At 61.0% G+C, this 21,506-nt stretch carries 20 protein-coding genes; 3 read left to right on the top strand and 17 right to left on the bottom strand.

Features of this window, described 5'->3' with window-relative positions:
• Window positions 1–2: 2 nt before the first annotated feature.
• Both AB7531_RS03265 and AB7531_RS03260 read right to left on the bottom strand, forming a co-directional pair.
• The gene (locus AB7531_RS03265) at window positions 3–1,037 is read right to left on the bottom strand and encodes an aldo/keto reductase (RefSeq protein WP_063980544.1); all 1,035 of its coding nucleotides are present in this window, start codon (window positions 1,035–1,037) and stop codon (window positions 3–5) included.
• A 10-nt stretch (window positions 1,038–1,047) separates the two neighbouring features.
• Window positions 1,048–2,229: an MFS transporter gene (locus tag AB7531_RS03260; RefSeq protein WP_063986014.1), complete on the bottom strand. Its 1,182-nt coding sequence runs from the start codon at window positions 2,227–2,229 to the stop codon at window positions 1,048–1,050.
• 98 nt (window positions 2,230–2,327) lie between these two features.
• Between AB7531_RS03260 and AB7531_RS03255 the strand changes: the two genes are divergently transcribed.
• Window positions 2,328–3,278, top strand: a complete 951-nt coding sequence (locus AB7531_RS03255) for a LysR family transcriptional regulator (RefSeq protein ID WP_063980543.1) — start codon at window positions 2,328–2,330, stop codon at window positions 3,276–3,278.
• A 47-nt stretch (window positions 3,279–3,325) separates the two neighbouring features.
• Here the strand turns inward: AB7531_RS03255 and AB7531_RS03250 are convergent, their stop codons facing one another.
• The 3 genes from AB7531_RS03250 to AB7531_RS03240 all read right to left on the bottom strand — a co-directional run bounded on the left by AB7531_RS03250 (window position 3,326) and on the right by AB7531_RS03240 (window position 6,550).
• The gene (locus AB7531_RS03250) at window positions 3,326–3,760 is read right to left on the bottom strand and encodes a cupin domain-containing protein (protein ID WP_063980542.1); all 435 of its coding nucleotides are present in this window, start codon (window positions 3,758–3,760) and stop codon (window positions 3,326–3,328) included.
• Window positions 3,761–3,946: 186 nt separating this feature from the next.
• The gene (locus tag AB7531_RS03245) at window positions 3,947–4,912 is read right to left on the bottom strand and encodes a LysR family transcriptional regulator (RefSeq protein WP_187387881.1); all 966 of its coding nucleotides are present in this window, start codon (window positions 4,910–4,912) and stop codon (window positions 3,947–3,949) included.
• Window positions 4,913–5,140: 228 nt separating this feature from the next.
• On the bottom strand, window positions 5,141–6,550 hold the full coding sequence (locus tag AB7531_RS03240) for an amidase (protein ID WP_063980540.1): 1,410 nt from the start codon (window positions 6,548–6,550) through the stop codon (window positions 5,141–5,143).
• A gap of 100 nt (window positions 6,551–6,650) precedes the next feature.
• Between AB7531_RS03240 and AB7531_RS03235 the strand changes: the two genes are divergently transcribed.
• A complete protein-coding gene (locus AB7531_RS03235; RefSeq protein WP_063986013.1) occupies window positions 6,651–7,211 on the top strand; it encodes a TetR/AcrR family transcriptional regulator in 561 nt (186 codons plus the stop codon).
• A gap of 94 nt (window positions 7,212–7,305) precedes the next feature.
• Here AB7531_RS03235 and AB7531_RS03230 read toward each other — a convergent pair whose 3' ends face one another.
• The 11 genes from AB7531_RS03230 to AB7531_RS03180 form a co-directional block, all read right to left on the bottom strand.
• The gene (locus AB7531_RS03230; protein ID WP_063980539.1) at window positions 7,306–7,632 is read right to left on the bottom strand and encodes a hypothetical protein; all 327 of its coding nucleotides are present in this window, start codon (window positions 7,630–7,632) and stop codon (window positions 7,306–7,308) included.
• Window positions 7,565–9,298 carry a long-chain-fatty-acid--CoA ligase gene (locus AB7531_RS03225; protein ID WP_441279894.1) on the bottom strand — a complete coding sequence of 578 codons (1,734 nt, stop codon included), beginning with the start codon at window positions 9,296–9,298 and terminating at the stop codon, window positions 7,565–7,567. The genes AB7531_RS03230 and AB7531_RS03225 overlap by 68 nt, the downstream gene beginning before the upstream one ends.
• A gap of 405 nt (window positions 9,299–9,703) precedes the next feature.
• Entirely contained in the window at window positions 9,704–10,762 is a 1,059-nt protein-coding gene (locus AB7531_RS03220; protein ID WP_063980537.1) for an HAD family hydrolase, read from the bottom strand.
• 138 nt (window positions 10,763–10,900) lie between these two features.
• The gene (locus AB7531_RS03215; RefSeq protein WP_199877121.1) at window positions 10,901–11,380 is read right to left on the bottom strand and encodes a cytochrome P450; all 480 of its coding nucleotides are present in this window, start codon (window positions 11,378–11,380) and stop codon (window positions 10,901–10,903) included.
• The gene (locus tag AB7531_RS03210) at window positions 11,367–12,122 is read right to left on the bottom strand and encodes a cytochrome P450 (RefSeq protein ID WP_199877120.1); all 756 of its coding nucleotides are present in this window, start codon (window positions 12,120–12,122) and stop codon (window positions 11,367–11,369) included. Before AB7531_RS03210 ends, AB7531_RS03215 begins: the two co-directional genes overlap by 14 nt.
• 114 nt (window positions 12,123–12,236) lie before the next feature.
• Complete coding sequence (locus AB7531_RS03205) at window positions 12,237–13,445, bottom strand: multidrug effflux MFS transporter (RefSeq protein ID WP_063980536.1); 1,209 nt, start codon at window positions 13,443–13,445, stop codon at window positions 12,237–12,239.
• 131 nt (window positions 13,446–13,576) lie between these two features.
• Window positions 13,577–14,929 carry a glycosyltransferase gene (locus AB7531_RS03200; RefSeq protein WP_063986012.1) on the bottom strand — a complete coding sequence of 451 codons (1,353 nt, stop codon included), beginning with the start codon at window positions 14,927–14,929 and terminating at the stop codon, window positions 13,577–13,579.
• 171 nt (window positions 14,930–15,100) lie between these two features.
• Complete coding sequence (locus AB7531_RS03195; RefSeq protein WP_231143783.1) at window positions 15,101–15,532, bottom strand: hypothetical protein; 432 nt, start codon at window positions 15,530–15,532, stop codon at window positions 15,101–15,103.
• Window positions 15,533–15,609: 77 nt separating this feature from the next.
• On the bottom strand, window positions 15,610–16,032 hold the full coding sequence (locus tag AB7531_RS03190; protein ID WP_063980534.1) for a tautomerase family protein: 423 nt from the start codon (window positions 16,030–16,032) through the stop codon (window positions 15,610–15,612).
• A gap of 96 nt (window positions 16,033–16,128) precedes the next feature.
• Window positions 16,129–16,989 (bottom strand): SDR family oxidoreductase, encoded by an 861-nt coding sequence (locus tag AB7531_RS03185; protein ID WP_063980533.1) that lies wholly within the window; start codon window positions 16,987–16,989, stop codon window positions 16,129–16,131.
• A 157-nt stretch (window positions 16,990–17,146) separates the two neighbouring features.
• The gene (locus tag AB7531_RS03180) at window positions 17,147–17,680 is read right to left on the bottom strand and encodes a PaaI family thioesterase (RefSeq protein ID WP_187387880.1); all 534 of its coding nucleotides are present in this window, start codon (window positions 17,678–17,680) and stop codon (window positions 17,147–17,149) included.
• 297 nt (window positions 17,681–17,977) lie between these two features.
• Between AB7531_RS03180 and AB7531_RS03175 the strand changes: the two genes are divergently transcribed.
• The gene (locus AB7531_RS03175; RefSeq protein WP_354097881.1) at window positions 17,978–18,943 is read left to right on the top strand and encodes a helix-turn-helix domain-containing protein; all 966 of its coding nucleotides are present in this window, start codon (window positions 17,978–17,980) and stop codon (window positions 18,941–18,943) included.
• A gap of 663 nt (window positions 18,944–19,606) precedes the next feature.
• Here the strand turns inward: AB7531_RS03175 and AB7531_RS03170 are convergent.
• Window positions 19,607–21,388, bottom strand: coding sequence for an arylsulfatase (locus tag AB7531_RS03170; RefSeq protein ID WP_084795326.1), 1,782 nt, complete (start codon window positions 21,386–21,388; stop codon window positions 19,607–19,609).
• Between the last annotated feature and the right edge of the window lie 118 nt (window positions 21,389–21,506).

Below are 21,506 nucleotides of genomic sequence, written 5' to 3'. Positions count from 1 at the left end.
CGTCACACCAGCGGTGGGTTAAGGCGCGCAAAGCCTTCCTGGATGCGATAGGGGTAGTAGGGATAAGGCGGCATCACGGCGCTGACCTCGTCGAGACGCGCGATCTGCGCAGCGCTGAGCGACCAGCCAACCGCGCCGAGATTGTCGCGCAACTGCGCTTCGTCGCGGGCGCCGATGATCACCGAGGATACGGTCGGACGCGACAGCAGCCAGGCGATAGCGATTTGCGGCACGGTGCGGCCGGTCTCCGCGGCGATCGTCTCAAGCACGTCGACGATGGCATAGAGACGCTCATCATCCACGGGCGGGCCGAACTGCGCAGTGGCGTGCAGACGGCTGCTCGCAGGGAGCGGCTTTCCGCACCGGATCTTGCCGGTGAGCCGGCCCCAGCCGAGCGGGCTCCAGACCAGCGCGCCGACGCCCTGGTCGCGTGCGAGCGGCATCAGCTCCCATTCGTAGTCGCGGCCGAGCAGCGAGTAATAGACCTGATGTGCGACATGGCGCGGCCAGCCGTGCCGGTCAGCGATGGAGAGCGACTTCATCAGCTGCCAGCCGGCGAAATTGGAGACACCGACATAGCGGAGCTTGCCGGCGCGTACGAGCCTATCGAGCGTGGACAGCACCTCCTCGATCGGCGTGAACGCATCGAACGCATGGAGCTGGAGCAGATCGAGGTAATCGGTGCCGAGCCGCCGCAGCGCTGCTTCGACCGAGGCGACCAGACGATATCGCGAAGAGCCGGCATCGAGCGGACCATCGCCCATCGGCAGGCTCATCTTGGTGGAGATCAGCACCTTGTCGCGGCGTCCCCTGATCGCGGCGCCGAGGATTTCCTCGGATGCGCCGTTCGAATAGACATCGGCGCTGTCGAACAGGTTGACGCCGGCCTCGAGGCAGATGTCGACCAGCCTGCGCGCTTCGTCGGCGCCGCTGCGGCCCCAGGCCGAGAATAGCGGGCCTTGGCCGCCAAACGTGCCGGTGCCGAAGCTGAGGACGGGTACCCTGAGGCCGGAGGCACCGAGATTGCGATATTCCATGATCATTCTCCTATTCCGCCGGGCACGCCGCGACTGCGGACTGCGTTCGATCAAGCTGAAGGCTCCATAGCGCGAGCACGAGACCGACAGCCGTGATGCCGGCCGCGACCAGCGGCAGCGCGGAGAGACTGAGCCCGCGGTCGATGGTGACGCCGCCTGCCCAGGCGCCGAGCGCGTTGCCGAGATTGAAGGCGGCGATGTTGAGGCTGGAGGCGAGCGTGCGGCCGCTTGGCCCCGCCGCCTCCAGCACGCGAAGCTGGAGCGGCGCGACGGTCGCAAAGGCCGCAATGCCGAGCAGCAGGATCAGCGCAATGGCTGCGATCTTGACCGACAGCACGGCGGCAAGGCCAAGCAGCACGATGGCGAGCGCAGCGAGCGTGCCGATCAGGGCACGCGCGAGGCCGCGATCGGCGAGCTTGCCGCCGGCGACGTTGCCGATTGCGAGACCTGTACCGAACACCAGCAGGATCGGCGACACCGCGGCTTCCGAAAAACCGGTGAAGCGCGTCAGGATCGGCTGGATATAGGTAAAGACGACGAACAGGCCGGCAAAGCCGAACACGGTCATGGCAAGGCCGAGCAGCACCTGCGGACGGCCGAGCACCGCGACCTCCTCGGAGAGCGAGATCGGCTTGTCGCCATTGCCGACATCGCCGGGCACGAATGTGGCCACCACTGCGAAGGCGATCACGCCGATCACCGTCACCGCCCAGAATGCCGCGCGCCAGCCGAGCATCAGGCCGAACCAGGCGCCGAAGGGCACGCCCAGGAGCGTCGCGACCGTCAGGCCGATGAACATGGTCGCAATCGCCGACGCGCGCTTGTCCTCCGCGACGAGGCTGGTCGCAACGACCGACCCGACGCCGAAGAAGGTGCCGTGGGCGAGCGAGGTCAGCACCCGCGCCGCCATCAGCCATTCGTAGTTCGGCGCCAGCGCGCAAGCGGCATTGCCGAGCGTGAAGATCGCCATCAGGGCGAGAAGAACGGTTTTCCGCGGCATCCGCCGCGTCGCCAGCGTCAGGACAGGCGCGCCGACGAAGACGCCGAGCGCATAGCCGGAGATCAGCAGCCCCGCGACCGGCACGGAGACGTGCATGTCGGCGGCGACCTGGAGCAACAGGCCCATGATGATGAACTCGGTGGTGCCGATGCCGAAGGCACCGGCGGTGAGGGCGAGGACGGCGGGAGGCATGCGTGGCTCCAATGCGAGGGACGAGCCACGCAGATAGCCGCAGCGCAGCAAAACCATTAGGATGTCCGCAATCCAATCATTTGTGACGTGAATTCAACATGGCCCGTTTCGACACCAACCGCTCCGCCGAGATGGAGGTTTTCGTCCGCGTCGTCGAACTCGGCGGATTCACCCAGGCCGCGCGAAACCTGCGCCTGACGCCGTCGGGCGTCAGCAAGCTGATCTCGCGGCTGGAGACGCGCCTCGGCTCGCGGCTGATCAACCGCACCACGCGCAAGCTGACGCTGACGGAGGAGGGCCAGGCCTTCTACCAGCGCACCGTGCGCATCCTCGGAGAGATGGAGGAAGCTGAGCGCGAGGCGGCTTCAGGCGCGGCGCCGCGCGGCCACCTCACGGTCAACTGCAACATCCCTTTCGGCATGCTGCACGTCCTACCGCTGATTCCCCGCTTCCTGGAACGGCATCCCGAGATCACACTCGACCTCGTGCTGACCGACACGCTGATCGACCTGATGCAGGAACGGGCCGATATTGCCATCCGCGTCGGGCCCCTGAAAGCGTCACGCCTGGTCGCGCGAAAGCTCGGCACCAGCCGCATGGTCGTCGTCGGCACCCCGAACTATCTGGCGCGCTTCGGCACGCCGAAGACGCCGGCGGATCTCACCCAGCATCGCGGCATCGGCTGGACCTTTCCGCGCATCCGCGGCGGCTGGCCATTCCGGCGCGGCGACCACACCGAGGAAGCCATGCCGCCACCGGCCGCCCGCGCCAGTGACGGCGAAATCGCCCGCCGCCTCGCCCTCGGCGGCGTCGGCCTCGCCCGCCTCGCCCTCTTCCACATCGGCCCCGACATCGAATCGGGCCGTCTCGTTCCGGTCTTGCAGAACTACAATCCCGGCGACCGCGAAGACATCCACGCCGTCTATGTCGGCCACACCGCGCCCCTGCCCGCGCGCGTGCGCGCGTTCATCGATTTTCTCGCCGAGCATGTGCGGGTGAGCGACCCCGCGCTGAAGCGCGCGGGGGACGGGAGGTGGAGGGTGGCCTAGGGACGTCGAAATCGCGGCGATAGGTGCGTTCGGTGCTGCCCATCGTGTCATGGGAGCGGACCAACTATCCGTTGGCCGTTGCGCGCTGCGATCTTCGGCAGCATGTCCATGTGCTGCTCGCGCGGCTCGGGGATCCTGTGCAGATCGCGGAAGAATTCCTCGTGACGACGCGGCGTGGAGACGAGGATGTGTCTCGCGTCGGCCGGCCCCTCATTGGTGAAGCCGTGAACAACTCCTCTCGGCACGAGAATCCGCGAACCGGGTCCAGCGACCTCGGTCTGGTCTCCCACGAGGTATTTCACCTGGCCCTCCAGGAGGACGAACAGCTTGTCCTCCTCCTCGGAGATGTGGGCGGGTGCGCCGAAGCCCGGCTTGATGGTCATGTCCAGCACCGTGAACAGGCTTTCCTGCGGATTGATAATTTTCGTCGTGAGACCGGCAAATTCGGTCGTTTCGAACTTCGTCGTGATGACGCTCTGCATTGGCCAAGGCTCCATTGACTTCGGAGCTCGATAGATTGCATGCGGGAGGGCTGCGGATTAGTCCCCTTCCGCAAGCCACAGCGGCTGTAGTTCTGGCCAATTGGCATCGGAGTTTCCCGAAGACCAGTTCAGCTGCCCGAACGGTCCACCTCAAACTGTCGGCATGAACAACGACAACAACGAAAATCACCGCCCCGCAGCTGCAAGCTGTCGCTCGAACACACGGGTAAAATCCGCGACCTTGGCGCTCAGATCGGCCCGCGACGGATATGTGAGATGCAGGCGGATCGTCCCGGAGAACTGCTCTGGCAAAACCGGCACGACGAGCCCCGATGCGTATTCCACTCTGCAGAGGGCTTCCGGAAGCAGACCAATCCCCTGGTGATTCAGCACAAGCTCACGAGCAAGAGCGAAGGAGTCGACCGCGAGATGAAAGGCGGGCCACGTCGCCCCGCCCGGCAAGGAGCGGGATAGAAGGCGCAGCAATTCCGGCCTCGATGGCCCGATCAAGGTCGACGCGTCGCGAATATCGACGGGGATCCCGTGACGGCTCACATAGTCTGAGCTCGCATAAAGACCGAACTTCATGTCGATTGCGCCCTTGATCAGGGCTTCCTGAGGATTGGCCGCTCCGATGCGGAGCGCAATATCAATATCCCGGGAGATGAGATCGAGCACGTCGTTAGTGAGCGACACCTCAAAGCGCACATTGGGGTGATCGTTTCTGAAATCCCCGATCGCGGCTGCCACGATCCTGACCGGAAAGTCGGCCGGCAGCGTGATGCGGATTTCGCCGGCATACGGGTCGTCAGCACCGCTTACCCCCCGGAGCGCGTTGACAAGCAGGGCAAGCGCGCCAGCCGAACGCTGGTAGAGTTCTCGTCCTGCGGCCGTGAGGGCAAAAGCGCGCGTGGACCTCTTGAAGAGCCGCGCACCGAGCGCCGCCTCCAGGCTGCGGATGCGCAAGCTGACGGACGACCTCGGCGTGTTGGTTTCGCGGGCTGCCGCCGCAAATCCGCCGGCGCGCACGACAGCGACGAATGTCTGCAGGGAATTCAGGTCGATCGGCTGCGCGTCGGTGTGAGCGAGACTTGAATGTTCATTCCGATCATCCTTCTCGGCCTCTTCGAGAACGCTGCTGTGTGCCTTCATGACGTCCTGTTTCCGGTGATGGTCCGGCGCGCGCGGGAACTTCATGAGGGAAGGGAGCGGCAACCGATAGCGAACCTATGGACGGCAACAATGACCGGAGCGCACCAGGACTTGCGATGCAATTGAACGTGACCGTCGATTGATTGAGCAAGCCGCGATATCGTCAGCTCATCGTTCATGGTGGATGCTCTCAGGGGAGAGGGCGGGATGAATCCCGCCCTTTCATCGTCAAATGGTCGGATGAAGGTTGCGGACCGGGCTCACCTCCTCGAGGAGCGAGGCGACCTTGAGCACCGTCGATTCCGCCAGCCAGGAGGAGACTATTTGTACGCCGATCGGAAGGCCGTCGTGGCTCGTTCCAAACCGCATTGATAGAGCGGGCATTCCCGTCAAGCTGAACGGTGATGTGGCGCTCATGACGTGAAAGGGTGAAACCGTCACACCATCGACCACGAGGTCGTTGAGACCGTGTTTGGTCGCCGGGAACGGGGTCACCGGGCATAGCAGCGCATCGTAGCGCTGGAAGTATTCGGCGAAGCTGTCGCGAAGGCGCTCTATGGCCTGCTCGGCGGCGACGAAGTCGGCTATCGGCGTGTCAGGTGTATCGAGGACCAATTTGGCGTGCCTGAAGATCTGGGCCTCATGGCCGGCAGTGACGTTCTCGAACTCGCGCCGGGATTCCATCTGCTGGAGCTGCCAGAGGACGCTGTTGGCATCGGTCTGCTCCACCACCGGCAACCGGACCTGTTCGACGTGGTAGCCGGCATTGCTCAGCGCATGTGCCGCTGCCTTCACGGTCGCGACCACTTCCGGATCGATGGGTCCGAAGAAGCCCGGAGAGGCCATCCAGCCTACGCGAAGCTCACGGGTCGATTTCGTACCTAGCCCTGTATCGAGGCTGGGCGAGCTGACCGAGAAGCCGTCGGCACCGTCAGGTCCTGCCATCAAGGAATAAGCGAGCGCCACATCGCGAACGGAACGCGCCATCGGACCGATGTGCCAGAAACGGCGCGGTACCCGAGGCCAGTGGCCCGTCATCGGCATTCGACCGTGAGTCGCTTTAAATCCGACGACACCGGTATGCGCTGCCGGGCCGCGCAACGAGATTGAGAGATCGCTGCCCACACCGAGTGGCGACATGCCCGCTGCGATGGCAGCGGATTCACCGCCGCTCGATCCGCCCGGAGTGTAATCGAGGTTCCAGGGGTTGTTCGTCTGGCCGGTCAGGAGATTGTCGGTTTCGATTGAGTAGGAAAATTCCGGGGGATTCGTTTTTGCGATGAGGATGGCGCCGGCGGCCTTCAGCCTGGCCACGACGGTGGCATCAGTATCAGGCACGCGCCCTCTGAAAATCGGCGAACCGCGCTGTGTCAGCACGCCCGCCGTGTCGATTCCATCCTTGGCCGTGAACGGAACGCCATGGAGAGGGCCGAGCTGGGCGCCCGATATCACCGCCGCTTCGGCCGTCCTGGCGCCTTCCATCGCGCCGTCGGCCAGCGTCACGATCGCATTCAGCTTGGGATTGACCGCCGCGATGCGGTCGAGATGCGCCTGCATGACCTCGACGGGCGAAAGCTCCCGTTGAGCGATCAGCTGGGCGATGCGGGTGGCGTCCATTCTAACGATGTTATCCATCATATCTGTCCTACCTGCCATTTGGTAGGCTGGACATGTCCCTCGCATTTATGGACTTCAATCCCTACCTGCCATTTGGTAGGGACACGTTGAGGTGATCACGATGAGCGAAAATGCGAAGGAAGCGATCCTGGCTGCAGCGCGCAGGACAGCGCAGGCCCACGGGTATGGCGGGTTGAACTTCCGCGACATCGGGGCTGAAGTCGGCATCAAGGCTGCGAGCATCTATCATCACTTCCCCGGCAAGGCCGAGCTGGGTGCGGCGGTGGCGAGACGCTACTGGGAGGATACGGCGGCGAACCTCGAAGCTCTTTCAAAAGCGAACGGAGATCCAAGAAAGGCGCTCCGCGCCTATCCGGGACTTTTTCGTCGATCGCTCGAGCAGGACAATCGCATGTGCCTCTGCAGCTTCATGGCGGCCGAATATGATGATCTGCCGGACGCCGTCAAAACCGAGGTGCAAGCCTTCGCCGATGTCAACGTGGCCTGGCTGACCAGGATGCTCGCTGCGGCTTCAGTTCCCGCCAGCAAGCGTGAAGCAAGGGCGCGCGCGATCTACGCGGCCGTTGCCGGCGCGCAGCTGATGGCACGGAGCCGCGCCGACCTGAAATTGTTCGATGCGCTGATCGAAAGCTATCGCGGATCAGGCTTGATCCCGACTTGAGAGCCGATCCTGCCTGCGCCGTCCAAATGGCTGGCGGAGATGTATCTGGACATCTTTGGCTCCTTGACGCCGACGCTTGCGTGCCAATTGACGGTCAATTGGAGAACGTGCTCGCCTTGCGGACGAGCAGTTCATCACCCTTTCGGCTGATTTCGAGCGCGGGTGCCTGGTATGGCGTTGAGACAACGACGCGCTGACCGGGCGCCAGTACTGTCACAAAGCGGATCGGCGTTCCCGCTGCACCCTGTGCAAGAGTCGTGACGACGCGGAATCCATCGGGCTCGACCGTGTAGTAGGCGACGCCGGATACATCGCCGAGATTGATGCTCAGGCCCTCGATCGGCCGCAGGCCGTTAGCGTGTGCGGCCCCGAGTGAGGCGAAGGTGACGGCGGCTGCGAGAAGCGAGCTGCGGACTGACATAGGAACCTCCGTTGGCTTCGGCGGCGGGCGGGTTGCCCGTCTGGCTGATCGCGGCGGAATCGCGGTTTCCGTAAAGCTCGCGCAATTTGGTCTTCAGGACTTTTCCGGTCGCCCCGTGCGGAAGCTCGTCGACGAACAGAACATCGTCCGGCATCCACCACTTCGCGATCTTGCCCTCGTAAAAGGTCAGGAGATCTTGCGCCTCGAGCCTCGCCCCCTGGCGCCGGACCGCAAGCACGAGCGGGCGTTCGTCCCATTTTGGATGCGCAATACCAATCACCGCCGCTTCGACGATTTCGGGGTGGGCCATCGCCAGGTTTTCGAGCTCGATAGACGATATCCATTCGCCTCCGGACTTGATGACGTCCTTCGAGCGATCCGTAACCTGCATATAACCGTCGCTGTCGATCGTGACGACATCACCCGTGAAAAACCAGCCATCGGCACGCTCGCTTTCCGGCATCTTGTAATAAGCGCGGGCAATCCAGGGCCCCCGAACCACGAGGTCGCCAACTGCCTTGCCATCGTGGGGGAGTTTTCTGTTGTTGCCATCGCGAATGCCGATTTCGACCCCGAAAAGCGCACGTCCTTGTTTGACCTGGCGAGACCGCCGTTCAGCTCTCGACGAGGTCATGTGCTTGCGCAGTGGCTTCGAGATCGTCGCGAGCGGGCTGGTTTCCGTCATGCCCCAGCCATGCAGAACTTCTACTCCGTATTCGTCCTGCAGCGTTTCCATCAGGGAGGCCGGACATGCCGTGCCACCGATCAGCGCGCGATTGAGCGTCGTCGGCTTCACGCCGGCGCTTTGCAGGTATCGAACATAGCCCAGCCAGACCGTCGGCACGCCGCCGGCGAAAGTCACCCCGTGGTCCTCGAACAACCTGTGCAGGCTCTCACCGTCGACGTTTTGGCCGGCCATCACCAGCTTCGAACCCGTCGCCGTTGCACAATACGGCATTCCCCAAGACATTGCGTGGAACATCGGCGAGACAAGCGCGACCGTGTCATCCAGAGAAATGCGACAAGCGTCTGGGAGCGCTGCGGCGCAGGAATGCAGCACCGCGCTGCGATGGCTATACAGCACACCCTTTGGGTTTCCTGTCGTTCCCGACGTATAGCAAAGTCCGCATGCCGTGTTCTCGTCGAACTCGGGCCATGCATAAGCTTCCGAGCCCCCGGAGAGAAATCCTTCATAGGATGGGAAGCCTTTGGCTCCCACGATCTTTGCGTCGCCCGCCTCGCCCAGATATATCCACGCTTCAACAGTCGGACATTGCGGCATTAAAGAGTGTACGAGATCGATAAAAGCCAGATCGAAGAATACAACCGCATCTTCGGCGTGGTTGATGATGTATATGATCTGGTCCACGAACAGCCTTGGATTGATCGTGTGGCAAACGGCTCCCATTCCGGAAATGCCGAAGTATAGCTCCAGATGCCGATAGCTATTCCAGGCTAAGGTCGCCACGCGATCGCCTGGCTTAATGCCGATCGAGTCCAATGCATTTGCGAGCCGAGAGCTGCGCTCGAGAAGGCCGCTGTAGCTCGTGATGTGATCGGGCTTGTCGGGAGTTCGGGAGACGATCTCAACATCGGGAAAGGAGCGCGCCGCGTGCATGAGAATGGACGACAGGAGCAACGGAGTTTGCATCATTAAGCCAAGCATGGCGAATGTTCCCTCGGTTTCAACGCCTTCACTTCAGCCGCAAGCGACTGTTCGTGCGGGCAGGAGATGGTCCGCACGGGTATCCATTTGGCGAGAGGTCTTCATCAGCCAGGACGACGTCTCGCCCGCCCTCGCGCCCTTGGGTGCCCGGTCCCCGAACACGCGCCTTCGCGCGAGACCTGAGAAGGATGGCGAGCTTGAAGTGAACGACTAGCAGCCTGATCGCAAAGGACGTGACGAGCCATATGACTGACAGGGGCATTTGTCTTCCAAACACGATTTAGATTCGATGCTGTGAATGAAGCTAAGACTCTGGAAGCTGGATGTCGTGAGCCGCCGGCGCCCTTTCACCGGTACTGGCACGCACCGCTCACTGCCACGTCGCGCCACCAACTCAGCCATCAGCTATTGGAACGAAAAGATATTCTTCCAGTCGTTCTTCATGCTGATGATGGTCCAGTTTTTCTTCCTGGCCTCAGCGTAGAGCGCGGGGGTGAAGGAACCGATCTTGGTATAGGGCAGCCCCTGCGCCGGACCATAAGCGTACTCACGTATTCCATCGTCGTGCAGTACAAGCATCGATAGTCGCGCGCCCTCCCCGGCACCCGTATATTCCAGCATCTGCTGGTCTCCAGTCGAGTTGCCAAATGAAGCGTTCGGACGCCGACCAATCATCAAGTGAATGCCCTCCGGTTTCCCGGCAGCGCTGTCATACAGCATGAGCCTGGGTTCACTAATGAGGACCGGCTTGCCGTCCTTGTCATAATCATATTTGACGGCAAGCGCCGACCCGACCACCTGCTCCGGTGGGATGCCGTAGACCTGCTGTGAATACAGGCGCACAAAATCCTGACCGAAGCCTGTGACAATGTAGGTCTTAAAGCCATTCGCCCGCAGGTAGGTCATCACCTCCAGCATCGGTTGGTAGACGAGTTCGGTATAGGGCCGCTTCCAGCGTGGGTCCTTCGCGGAGGAAAGCCATTTCTTTCCTTCGGCCTCGAACTCGTCAGTTGTTATGCCGGCGAGCGTGGCAAGGACGATCTTTTCGAGGTCTCGCATCGAAAGCCCGGCTATCGCTTCCCGGTTTCCCGAGAGCACCGTCTTGAATGGCTCAACGTCCTTTAGCGCCGGCTCTTGCGCGACCAACACCGGGACCCGGTCGAGGCAATACACCATTTGGCTATAAATCGGCTGCTCCACCCAAAGCGTGCCATCCTGATCAAAAGTGGCAATGCGTTCCTCGGGAGGCACGAACTTCGGACTTGCCCGGTCTGTCGTGTCTCGGACGAAGTCGAGGATCGCTTGTTTGGCGGATCCGTTATTCCACGATGGCAATGGGCCGCTCGAAGCGGTCTGGGCCAACGCGGAGACGGATAAGGGCGGCGCGGATAGGGCTGGAAGCAGCGCCAACGTCGTGAGCAGGGTGCGACGGTCGATGCCGGAGCGCAGAATAGTTTCTTTCATGGTCGGCTATTCCTAGTTCAAATACATCGGGTGTGAGCATGTTCGGTGAAATGCGACGGTCCGCACTGCTGATGGGGCTTGCAAGCACCATCAGGTCGGCCGTGGGGGACAAAGGCTCATGGTGACTGGAACGCAGTGCTAGTCCGCGCGCACCCAAAGCGCCTCTAATCCATTGAAGTTGAGCATCGTCCGGCGCTCCAAGGGGTGCTCGGCACTCAGGCGGAGCTTCGGGAACCGCTCGAAAAGCACCGAAAGAGCGATCTGTGCCTCGGCCCGGGCCAATGGCGCGCCAAGACAGAAATGAGCGCCGCCGCCAAATGAGATGTGACGCTTATCCGGCCGTTCGATGTCAAACCGCTTTGGGTCGGGATGCGCCTCTGAGTCGTGGTTCGCTGCGTAGAGCACGGCATTGATCGTCTGCCCCGCCGCGACCGGGCACCCGTCGATCTGCATCGCTTCGGTTGCGATCCGAGTGCCTTGCACGACTGGCGCGTCATAGCGCAACACTTCCTCGACGGCGCTACGAACCAGGCTCGGATTAGCGAGCAGTTTGCTGAGTTCACCGGGATGCTGTAGCAGGGCTAGTACGGCGTTACCGATAAGATCAGTCGTCGTCACGTTGCCCGCAAAGAGCACTATGGCAAACGTTTGTGATCTCCGCTTCGTCGAGCTGCTCGCCGTCCTCTTCGGCGTCGATCAGGCTGCTTATCAGATCGGCCCGTCGTTCCTTACGACGCTTTTGGATTACCTCAGCGAAGTAGCTGGTGAGAGCAGCATTGCAGGATGCCAGGATGGCCTCCTGCTCCGGCGTGCGTTGCGGGTTGAACATTTGTAGTTTGCCGTCAGACCACTGCTTGAAGTCGTCGCAGCGGGCGGTATCGACGCCCAACATCAGCGCGATGGCGATCGTCGGCAACGGTCGGGCATAAGCCTCCATAATATCGAAGCAGGATGGATCGTCGATGTCGTCCAGCAAGCCGCATGCGACCTCAGTGATACGCGGGCGCATCGCATCGACCGCGACCTGGTTGAACGCCTTGACGACCAGGGAGCGCAGGCGCTTATGGTCCGGGTCATCCATATGCAGTATGAGCGGCTGAAATGTCTCATCCACCTTCAGTTGCACCCGAGAGAACGAACCCGGGCGGGATTTCCGTGGATCGGAGGCCAGTTCGCGATTATTCATGACGGCATCGACATCGACCGCACGGGTCAGCACCACCCGATCGAACATCCGGTCCTGGTGCACCGGCTCGCGCGACCTCAGCATATCGAGATATTCGTCTGGCCGCTCCCGAAAGACGGGATCCAAGTGGGTCAGGGAAATTCCCGTTGGCACCGCAGTCTCGTCGTTACTCATGGATCTCGTCCTTTCGCTAGGGTTTAGTTCCGATCGGCTTGGAACGAGCGAAGCCTCCGCGCATGGCAGCATCGTCGCCGAAGGTGATCGAGGCCATCCAGCGCGGGCATGACGCTAACTTGCGAAAACGCGACGCTCGGCGGGACGGGCAATCAGCAGATAAGAGGCCAGCGCCAGAAGCGAACACGGCGTCATGACCGCGGCCATCGATAGCGCTGATCGTCCGTCATAAAGACACGCAACGAGCCCGCTTGAGACGGCGCCTGCCATCATCTGAATGCTTCCGGACACAGCGCCTACCGCGCCGGCGATCTGCGGCAACGGATGCATCGTCGCGCGGATGGCGTTCGGTATGGTCAATCCGAAGGCAAGACCAACAGCGACCAGAAGTGAAACAACAAGGAGTAGCGGTACCCAGCCGACCAGTGTCGTGGCAAGCAATAGCCCTGAAGCCACCGCCGAGACTGTCAAACCCCTCATCAGCACATAAGCTGGTGAGACGTTCCAAGCGACGAGCCGGCGATCGAGGAAAGCCCCGGCCATGACCGATCCGGAGCACGCACTGAAAATCAGGCCATACCGATTAGGCCGTAGCCCCATGCTGTTGATGAAGAACAGGGAGGACCCGGTGACATAAGCCATAACGGTCCCGCCGGCGGCTGCACCGACCAGAATGTATGCGAACGAGATCGGATGCCTCAGGACTTGAAGATAGCTGCGGCCAATGATTGATGGTGCAAGGCGATTGGTCTGATCGATCTTTGCACTTTCGGCAAAGCCGGTGACCAATGCGATCAACAAAACCAGACCCATTACGAACTGAATCGTGTAAATCAGGCGCCAGCTGCCCAGCGCCAGTAGAGCCGCGCCAGCGGTCGGCGCGATCAATGTGACTACATTTATGGCAATGACAACGTTGGCCATCTTCGCACGCGCATTATCCCCCTCGAACAGGTCGCGGATGATTGCAAACGTCAACGTTGTGCTGGCCGCGCCGCAGCCTTGGCCGAAGCGGCACACCAGCAGCACCGGCAATGATTGGGCGAGCGCGCAAGCGAGACTGCCGACGACAAAGAGCGTGACGCCGAATACCACGACGGGCCTGCGACCGTACCGATCGGATACCGGCCCATAGACAAGCGGCGCCGTCGCCAGACTGAGCATGAAAACACTCATCGTAAAGCCGACATCCGCGGGCGGCGCGCCGAGAGCGGCGCCAGTGGCCGCCAGTGCCGGTAAGCTCATGTCAATGCCCGAATACGGAACTGAGGCAAGAAGGCCCAGCAACAGCGTGAAGGCAAACGATGCGGGTTGAATACGCATGGGTTGAATATCCGATACGTTGCTGATCCCGCGCGTCGTCAGATGCGGCGCGTGTCCGCGGAGATATCGATCGCCTCCCAGACGAAGGACGGAAGAATCAACCTTCCATCCTTCCCGGGAGCGGAAGCAAGTCACCGATTGGCGGCGACACGTCGACCTTGCTTAGCGACCGTGGTGCCGCCCGGGTCGCTTATCTCATTCGACCCTTGCGCGACTTGGTTGATGATCCGCAGGATTTCGGAGCGAGTGTCGATCGTCTTGAACTCGTCGGCCATAGCTGAGGCACCCGAACGATAGTCCGGCTTGTCGAGCACGCTCCGCACGGCCTCGCGCAACGCTTGCGGTGTCGGATTGTTGGTCGCAAGATTGATTCCGACCCCGGACCATGCCACACGCGCGTTCACGTCCGCCTTGTCTTCCGTCAACCCTGCGGTCACAAGCGGAATTCCAAAGCTCATCGCCTGGTTGACACTCCCATATCCACCGTTGGTGACGAGCACGTCGACCTTGGGCAGAAGCCACTCGAACGGCAGATAGCTGGAGAGACGCGCATTGCCGGGAATTGGGCCGGGAATGTCGCCGACCGCGCGACCGCCTGCTGTGACGACCACAAGCAAGTCAGGTTCGTTCGCGAGTCCCGCGAGCGCCGGCGCGATCAACAGGTCGAAATCGTGGTTTGCCAACGTACCCTGCGTCACCAGCACAACCTTGCGCGAGCCGTCCAGTTCGTGCGCCCACGACGGAAGCGGGACCTGGTTGGGTATAATCGGAGGGGTGCCAACAAAAGTCACCGAGGAAGGGATATCGCGTGGAAACTCAAAACGCGGCACCGTCAGCTGCATATAGGCATCTGCAAGCTCTACGACGGATTCAAAGAGAGGCTTGGTCACCGGTCCAACGCCCAGCTCCCTCAGGTACCGATTGACGCAAAGGCCGAGAGGCCCGTCGACGATCTTGTCCTGTTCTCGCGCGAAGGCGGCATATTCGTCGAGTTGCGCTCGGGTGGCTGCGGGCGGCAGACCCGCAAAAACTGGCGCTTTGTCGTCGCGTTGCCAGTGCAAGATGGATGTGCCGCAAAGAACGATGGGCGGGCGTTTCGAGCGCGGTCCGAGCAGCATCGGCAGGACGCCAAAAAACATGTCGTCGCCGATGATGACGTCGGCGGGGAATTCCCGCAGGACCTTGAGCATGCCGCTGTGCTGACCGGGAATGGGATCGACGAAGAGGCGTTCGATTACTAAGCGCCGCCATTGTGGCCCGAGTGGCGCGGCCTTTACTTCGTCGGACATGACAATTTCGTTTGCATTAATATCCGCCTCTTTGGGGAGCGGACAGAAATTTGCTTTGAACCGCGCGACACGGCTACGCAGGGGGCTCCCGGTCAAAAAGGCAAGTTCGTGGCCCTCCGCGATCAAGATGTGGCCGATCGCAAGCAGCGGATTGAGATGGCCGGTCATGGGGGTCGAAACGACGAGAATCTTCATATGATCGTCTCGTCCGATTGTCGACATAGCGATCTCCTTTGGATTGCGACGCAAAACCTGTAAGGCGTCGAGGCTGAAGAGCACTGCGGCGGGCCGGCCGGGCGGCATTGCGTTCGCCCGTCCCCTTTCCGCATTGGAATCATCGTGAGAAGGCGCCAATTCGCTCGAAATTTAGTTCGAGACCGATTTCACCTTGCGGACGAGCACGCTGTCGCCGTTCCGGCTGATTTCGAGCGCATCTGCCTGGTACGGTGTTGAGAACGCCACACGCTGACCCGGTGCAAGAACAGACACAATACGGATCGGCGTTCCCGCCATGCCTTGTGCGAGGGTCGTGACAACATGGAATCCGTCGCGCCCGACGGTGTAGTAGGCGACACCGGACACTTCGCCGAGGTCGATGCTCATACCATCAATCGGACGCAGGCCATCGGCGTGGGCGGCCTCCAGAGAGGCCAAGGCGAATGCTGCGGCTACAAACATGCTACGGATCGACATAGCGATCTCCTTTGGGTTGCGACATAAAACCTGTAAAACGTCGAGGCTGAAGAACACTGCGACGAGCCGGCCGGGCGTATTGCGTCCGCCCGCGCCTTTCGGCATTTAGGCGTTCGCGCCGCCGAAGCTTGGCGGATTGATACCCATTGCTGCGATCGGCTCGCTGAAGGCTGCGCCCACACTCAGCTATATGCTGACGGGCGGTCCTCTTTGACCCAGTGCTTTTCAGCCTCAGAATCGGGGTTAGGCGGCTTCATTCCTTGGATGGTCCAGAAATCGATTGGCGTTTCGTCAATGTGGACCTCCCAGCGATAACCCCGCTCGCGTGCGAAGGGATTGAGCGTAGTGTTGACGCGCTCCAGCCACCACGCTCGCCGCTCGGGAGCAGTTGCGCGAGCAATCTGATCAATCCAAATCCGGACAAAATCGTTCGTTGCCTTTCCGCCGACAAAGAACGAGTTCTTTGGCAATTCGTGAAAGACAATGCTTGCATAGAACCGGGGCAGGCCGACATCCGCGTAGAGGTCCGTGATACGCGTCGCAAGCGCGCGCTTGTCCTCGGCTGAGTACGCATTTTCCGGGCAGTAAATATGCCACAGAGGCATTTGAGTTCTCCTTGTTAAGCTCCTGGCAGGGCGCGCCCGCCAGCATGCTGCCGCGTGAGGACGGGTCGACGGCAGGCGCCGACCCGGAACGCTCCATCACGCGAGTTCTTCGAGATGCCCGAGGCCCAGACCGTCGACGACGGCCTTCTGGACGGGCGCGATGTCGGCATTGATCTTGTCAGCACCGAACGACGTGCCCACCACCGTCCGAGCGGCGCGACTGCCCTTCGCCTGGCCGACGAGCTTGGCGACGGCCTCGGCAATGTCGTGAGGCTTCGGAGCGTTCTTTCCCTGCAGCATTGACGTGAAGGTCTTGTAGATGGCGTCGGGAATCTGGCCGACCTCGCCGTAGGACTTCGTGATGTCGCCGTCGGCAGGCCTCTGGATGCTCGAGTACAGGCTTGTCGGGTAAGCGCCAGGTTGAACTTCCACCACGTCTACGCCGAGTTGGGAGACCTCCAGCCGAATGCTGTCGGTCAAAGCTTCGATCGCCATCTTGCTCGCGCCGTAGATGCCGACGAAGGGGAACGTCACGCGGCCGAGGACCGAGCCCATGTTGATAATGAGGCCGTCGCGCTCCCGACGCATCGAAGGCAGCACTGCCCGTGTAACGCGGAGGAGCCCGATGACGTTGGTGTCGAAGATCGCCTTCGCCTGATCCGCCGTGAAGGCTTCGGTCACGCCGACCGACGCAATGCCGGCGTTGTTGACCAGCACGTTGATCTTGCCGGCCTCGGCGAGGATAGAAGCAATGGCGCGATCGACCGAGCCGTCATCGGTAACGTCGAGTTCCACGACGCCTATTTTCTGGCTTCGTAGCGCGTCGGCGTGCCTGCGATTGCGGCTGGCGATGTCGCGCATCGCGGCGAACACGCGATAGCCGTCGCGCGCCAGCCTTTCCGCGGTTTCGCGGCCGAAGCCGCTCGATGTGCCGGTGATGAGAATAGTCCTGGTCATGGTTTGCCTCCGGTGGTGAGGGTTGCGGGTCAATGCGAGATGATCAGCCGGTATGGCTGGTCAGGAACTGGCGGAGTACCGCGACCGGGATGTCCGAGAACGAGCTTCAACAGACGTCAGGAGCGGCGGGTTGGGGTGATGAAGCCTTGGATGCGAGTCAGAAGGCGAATTCCAGGCTGGCGTGTGCAACCAACGTTCCCGTAGACGCAAACGAAACGCGGGTTTCCGTGAAGGCCGACGCTTTGCCAAAGCGCAATGCTTCCGCTCGTACATGATAGTCATCGTTGACGGCTGGACGCAGGAAGTGAGTGTGCTGATACACGGTGCCTTTAGTGATGCGCCCCGTCGTGCCCGCGGACAGTGATGCAACCGAGTCAATGGCCGCCATAATTGCCTGGCCACACACCGCACAGCTTGACAATTTGAGCGCATCATTTTGTGGAAGCATCGCGGACACGATGCCCGGGCAGACCTTGAACTCACGAAGGCCGAGCATTTTCACCCAAGGCGCGAAAACATATTCGTACAACTCAAGAACGGTGGCATCCGTCACGGGCAAACAATGAAGCGGAACCGGAATTCCAAGCCGCCCAACTCCCAAGGCAGGATCGGACTCGTTTTGCGTTGCCTGCTCGGTCACAAGAGCCCGGTTCCCCGTTAGCGTCATTGTATTCTGAACTTCTGCAATCATTGTTGCCTCCGATTCTCGTCAAAGCGTGACTACCAGGATCGGAATCTAGGCGGCTGGACCTCAGGTGTCGTGAGACGATCGCGCCCAATCGTCCGTACTGGCGCGCACCGCCTGGCGCGCCTCGCGGCGATGCTGACACGATCTCGGGGGCGTGATTTGGCGTGACGCAGAGTTGAGTGGGACTCGTCCCGGGCCACGCTAGCTTGATCGACGTCTGCCCGTGGTTTCCGGCGCAGGCCATTACAAACCGTGCGATTAGGCTTGCCAAGACTCGTTTTACCAAGACCCGTGGAGGTGATGATGCGCCCGAACGACGATTTTCTCAGCGCTCCAGAATTGGACTATGACGGTTTCCGATCTGCAATGCGCGAGGATTGGGGATGGTTTACTCCTGCTCGCGAAACCAACATCTTCGCCAGCAAGGTGCGCACGCGGCGCGTCTTCGGATTCGCTGCAGTGGATCTCACCTGCAGCGCTACCCGCCTTGAGCGGACGGAACAGGACATTCGCCGTGATAACATGGAGTACTATTTCGTCACAGTTCAGGATACCGGCGAATCGATCATCATTCACAACGACCGAGTCGTAAATATCACTGCTGGCGATGTCATCCTGCTCGATTCCACAAAACCCGTGACATTCATCTCGCGGGCCGAAGACAGCGCGCAATGGCTTGGTGTGCAAGTGCCGCGCCAGAAGCTGGCGTCGCATCTCGGCTTCGAACCGCAGGGTGGCGTGTGCGGTCCTCGGCAGGCGCAAGCGTCACGTCTGCTCTGTCAACTCGCTCTTGACCCGATCAGCGATGCAGAACCGGCGTTCGCGTCGACTGATCAATTTATGCATCTGGTGGTCTACGATCTCCTCGGCGCACTGTTTGCACCTCCCGCCCCGCTTGGCTCGCGTCACAACGACAAGCTGTTCATGCGCGTCTGCGGCATCATAAAGGACCGCTTTGCCGATCCGGACATCTCTCCGCGGGAGGTGGCTGCCGAGGCGGGAATTTCACTGCGCTATTTGCAGAAGCTGTTCACGGCCCGTGGGTCGACATGCGGTCACCACATATGTTCGGCCCGTCTGGATCATGCGGCGCGTCTGATCGAACGACGCGCGTTGATGAAGACAGGTCAGCCTCTCAGCGATATTGCCTACGCCTGCGGCTTTCGCGACTACACGCATTTTGCGCGCGGCTTCCGCCGGCGTTTCGGCACCGCGCCGGGCGCCGTCGGAGCAGGCGCCACCGGTAACGACAGCGCACGGGTGTGAAGGCTGCAGAAACAGAGGCAAGCGCAGTTAAGCTCGGCTCTCGACCGAATTCAGAAAGGATCTCGCTTTCCAACCCCTGTCGCGCCCAGAAGCAATCCGGGGGGGCGACCGTCGAAAACAGAGATCTACCTTACATTTCGATAGGAGCTGGCGGAGGGAGAGAATCTGTAAATAAACTTGCTCAACCGCTGCGTCTCAGGTGCTCTCGGTAGGCGAGAGGGATGGGATTTCCCGGCCTCTCCGCGTACCGTCGCGGGTCAAGACTGCCGTCTTCCAGGGCTCCTTTAGGTGGCTCTGAAGGGGCCTCCGCGGACCGGTGAGGGACGGATTTTAGAAATCCTTCGCGGCTTGTACGCCGGCCAGGCCCGCTTATTTTCGGAGCGGCCAGTACTCGCTAGCTTCGACTGCTATTTCAAAAAGCGACTAGAAGATAGGAGGAGAGCACGAAGTTCCGTCCGCTTGGGCGAGCTGCTTCAGGTCTGCCCCTACAACCAGACCACCTGTGAGCCCGTCTGGACCTCGCACACGGGCCATGAACGGAAGTCGCGGACGCTAGGCTCGATTTCCGTCTCGGCATACCCAGATCCAAGTCGAAAGGCCGCAGACATCTCTGCGGCCTTTCGTGGTGCGAACTTCAGCGTCGGACCGGCTGCGAGGTGACCTTTACTGACCTTCGCGGTGCTTGACCATTTCTTCGATCTTCTTCTTCACCGATTCGAGATTGAAGGAAGCCGGGTCCTGCATGGGCGGATAGTCGATTGCCGTCAGGGCCAGCTTCCCGACATACTGTTGAACCAGGACGAAGCGCCAGAACTCACGGGCGAAAAAGTCGTTGCCATAGCCGAATGCGCCGGCGTTTGACGACTCGCCCCGAATGAACGGCGTCCGCTCGAACGGATCCTGACGAATGTTGACCATCGAGGGCATGTCGGTGGTGGTTTTCTCGCCCGGCCAGCCCCAAGGCTGCTGATAGAACTGGAACTTGAAGTTGTCGATGCGGACCGCGCCAAGCTGCGCGCCACCGAAGTAGAATATCTCATGACGCTTGGACGGGCCTTTCCCGGTGAGCAGATCCATCTGATTGTAGCCGTCCAGATGGTTCTTGTAGGTCCGCTCGCCGAGCTTCACGCCCTTCAGCAGTTGATCCGTGATGTTCGGGTTGCCCGCAGCAGCCATCAGGGTCGGAAACCAATCGAGGCCGGAGAAGATTCCGTTCTCGACGATGCCCGGCTTGATCTGGCCCGGCCAGCGGATGATGCACGGCACGCGGAAGCCGCCCTCGCCGACGGTACCCTTAGTGTTCTTGAACGGGGTCATGCCGCCATCCGGCCAGGTGAACACCTCCGCGCCGTTGTCCGTGGTGAAGATCACGATGGTGTTGTTAGTCTCACCGATGTCGTCGAGATGCTTCAGCAGGGCACCAATGCTGTCATCCATCTGCGTCATACCGGCTTCCTCGAGACCGTAGTTCGTCTCGCTGTTCTGCATCGCGCTGTACTTCTTCGAGAGGAACGTCCAGACGTGCATGCGCGTGGTATTGTGCCAGACGAAGAACGGCTTGCCGTCCCGCTTGGCCTTGTCCATGAAGTCACTGGAAGACTTGACCAACACTTCGTCGAAGGTCGTCATGTCGTACTTCGCCTTCAGGAAGGGCAAATCGTGCATGTTGGGCACGTTCGACATATCCGGGAACGGCGGCAACGGACCTTCATCGATGATCCTTTGCTTGCCGATTTTGCCCCAGCGCGGCATCTCGGTCGGATCGTCGGTATCGGTCGCATAACTATGGATCAGGCTGCGCGGGCCGTTCTGGTTGTAATAGTCCTGGTTGGCGGGGAACGAGTACCAGTACGGATCGGACATCGCGTCGAGGTGGTACAGATATCCGAAGAACTCGTCGAAGCCGTGCACGGTCGGGAGATATTTGTTCAGGTCGCCGAGGTGGTTCTTGCCGAACTGCCCGGTGGCATAGCCCTGTGCCTTCAGGGCGGTGGCGAGCGTCGCGGCCTCAGCCGGGATCCCCACATCAGCACCTGCTTGGCCTACGGTCGTCAGACCGGTTCGGATCGGCAACTCGCCGGTGATGAAGTTCGCCCGACCTGCCGTACAACTTGCTTCGGCGTAATAATCCGTGAACATCATGCCTTCAGATGCCAGCTTATCGAGGTTCGGCGTCTTGCCCGACATGATGCCGCGATGGTAGGCGCCGATGTTGAACCAACCAACGTCATCGCCCATGATCACAACGATGTTTGGACGCTTTCCGTCAGCTGTGGCAGCTCCCGGTTGCTGCTGCGCTTGCGCCGGGCTTGTGAGCCCGACAGCCGAAAGCGCGGAAGCGGCGACGAGAGAAGTACCGCTCAATAACAAATCGCGACGTTTCAATCCTGCGCCGGTCGGCTCGGCGCTGATCTTAGAGATTTTGGAAATGTCATCGTTGCTCATGACGTGATCCGCTCCTTTGACAGATGCTGAGATGTAAAGAATCGAAGCGGCGCTCACTTTCCGGTTGATCCAGATCAATGGATGTCCGGGTCGGGTCAAAATGCGAACAACTCAACTT

The sequence above is a fragment of the Bradyrhizobium sp. 63_E2_N1_3 genome (genome assembly GCF_052076005.1).
Classification (GTDB): domain Bacteria; phylum Pseudomonadota; class Alphaproteobacteria; order Rhizobiales; family Xanthobacteraceae; genus Bradyrhizobium; species Bradyrhizobium barranii.
This window is presented reverse-complemented; position numbering and strand designations above follow the sequence as displayed.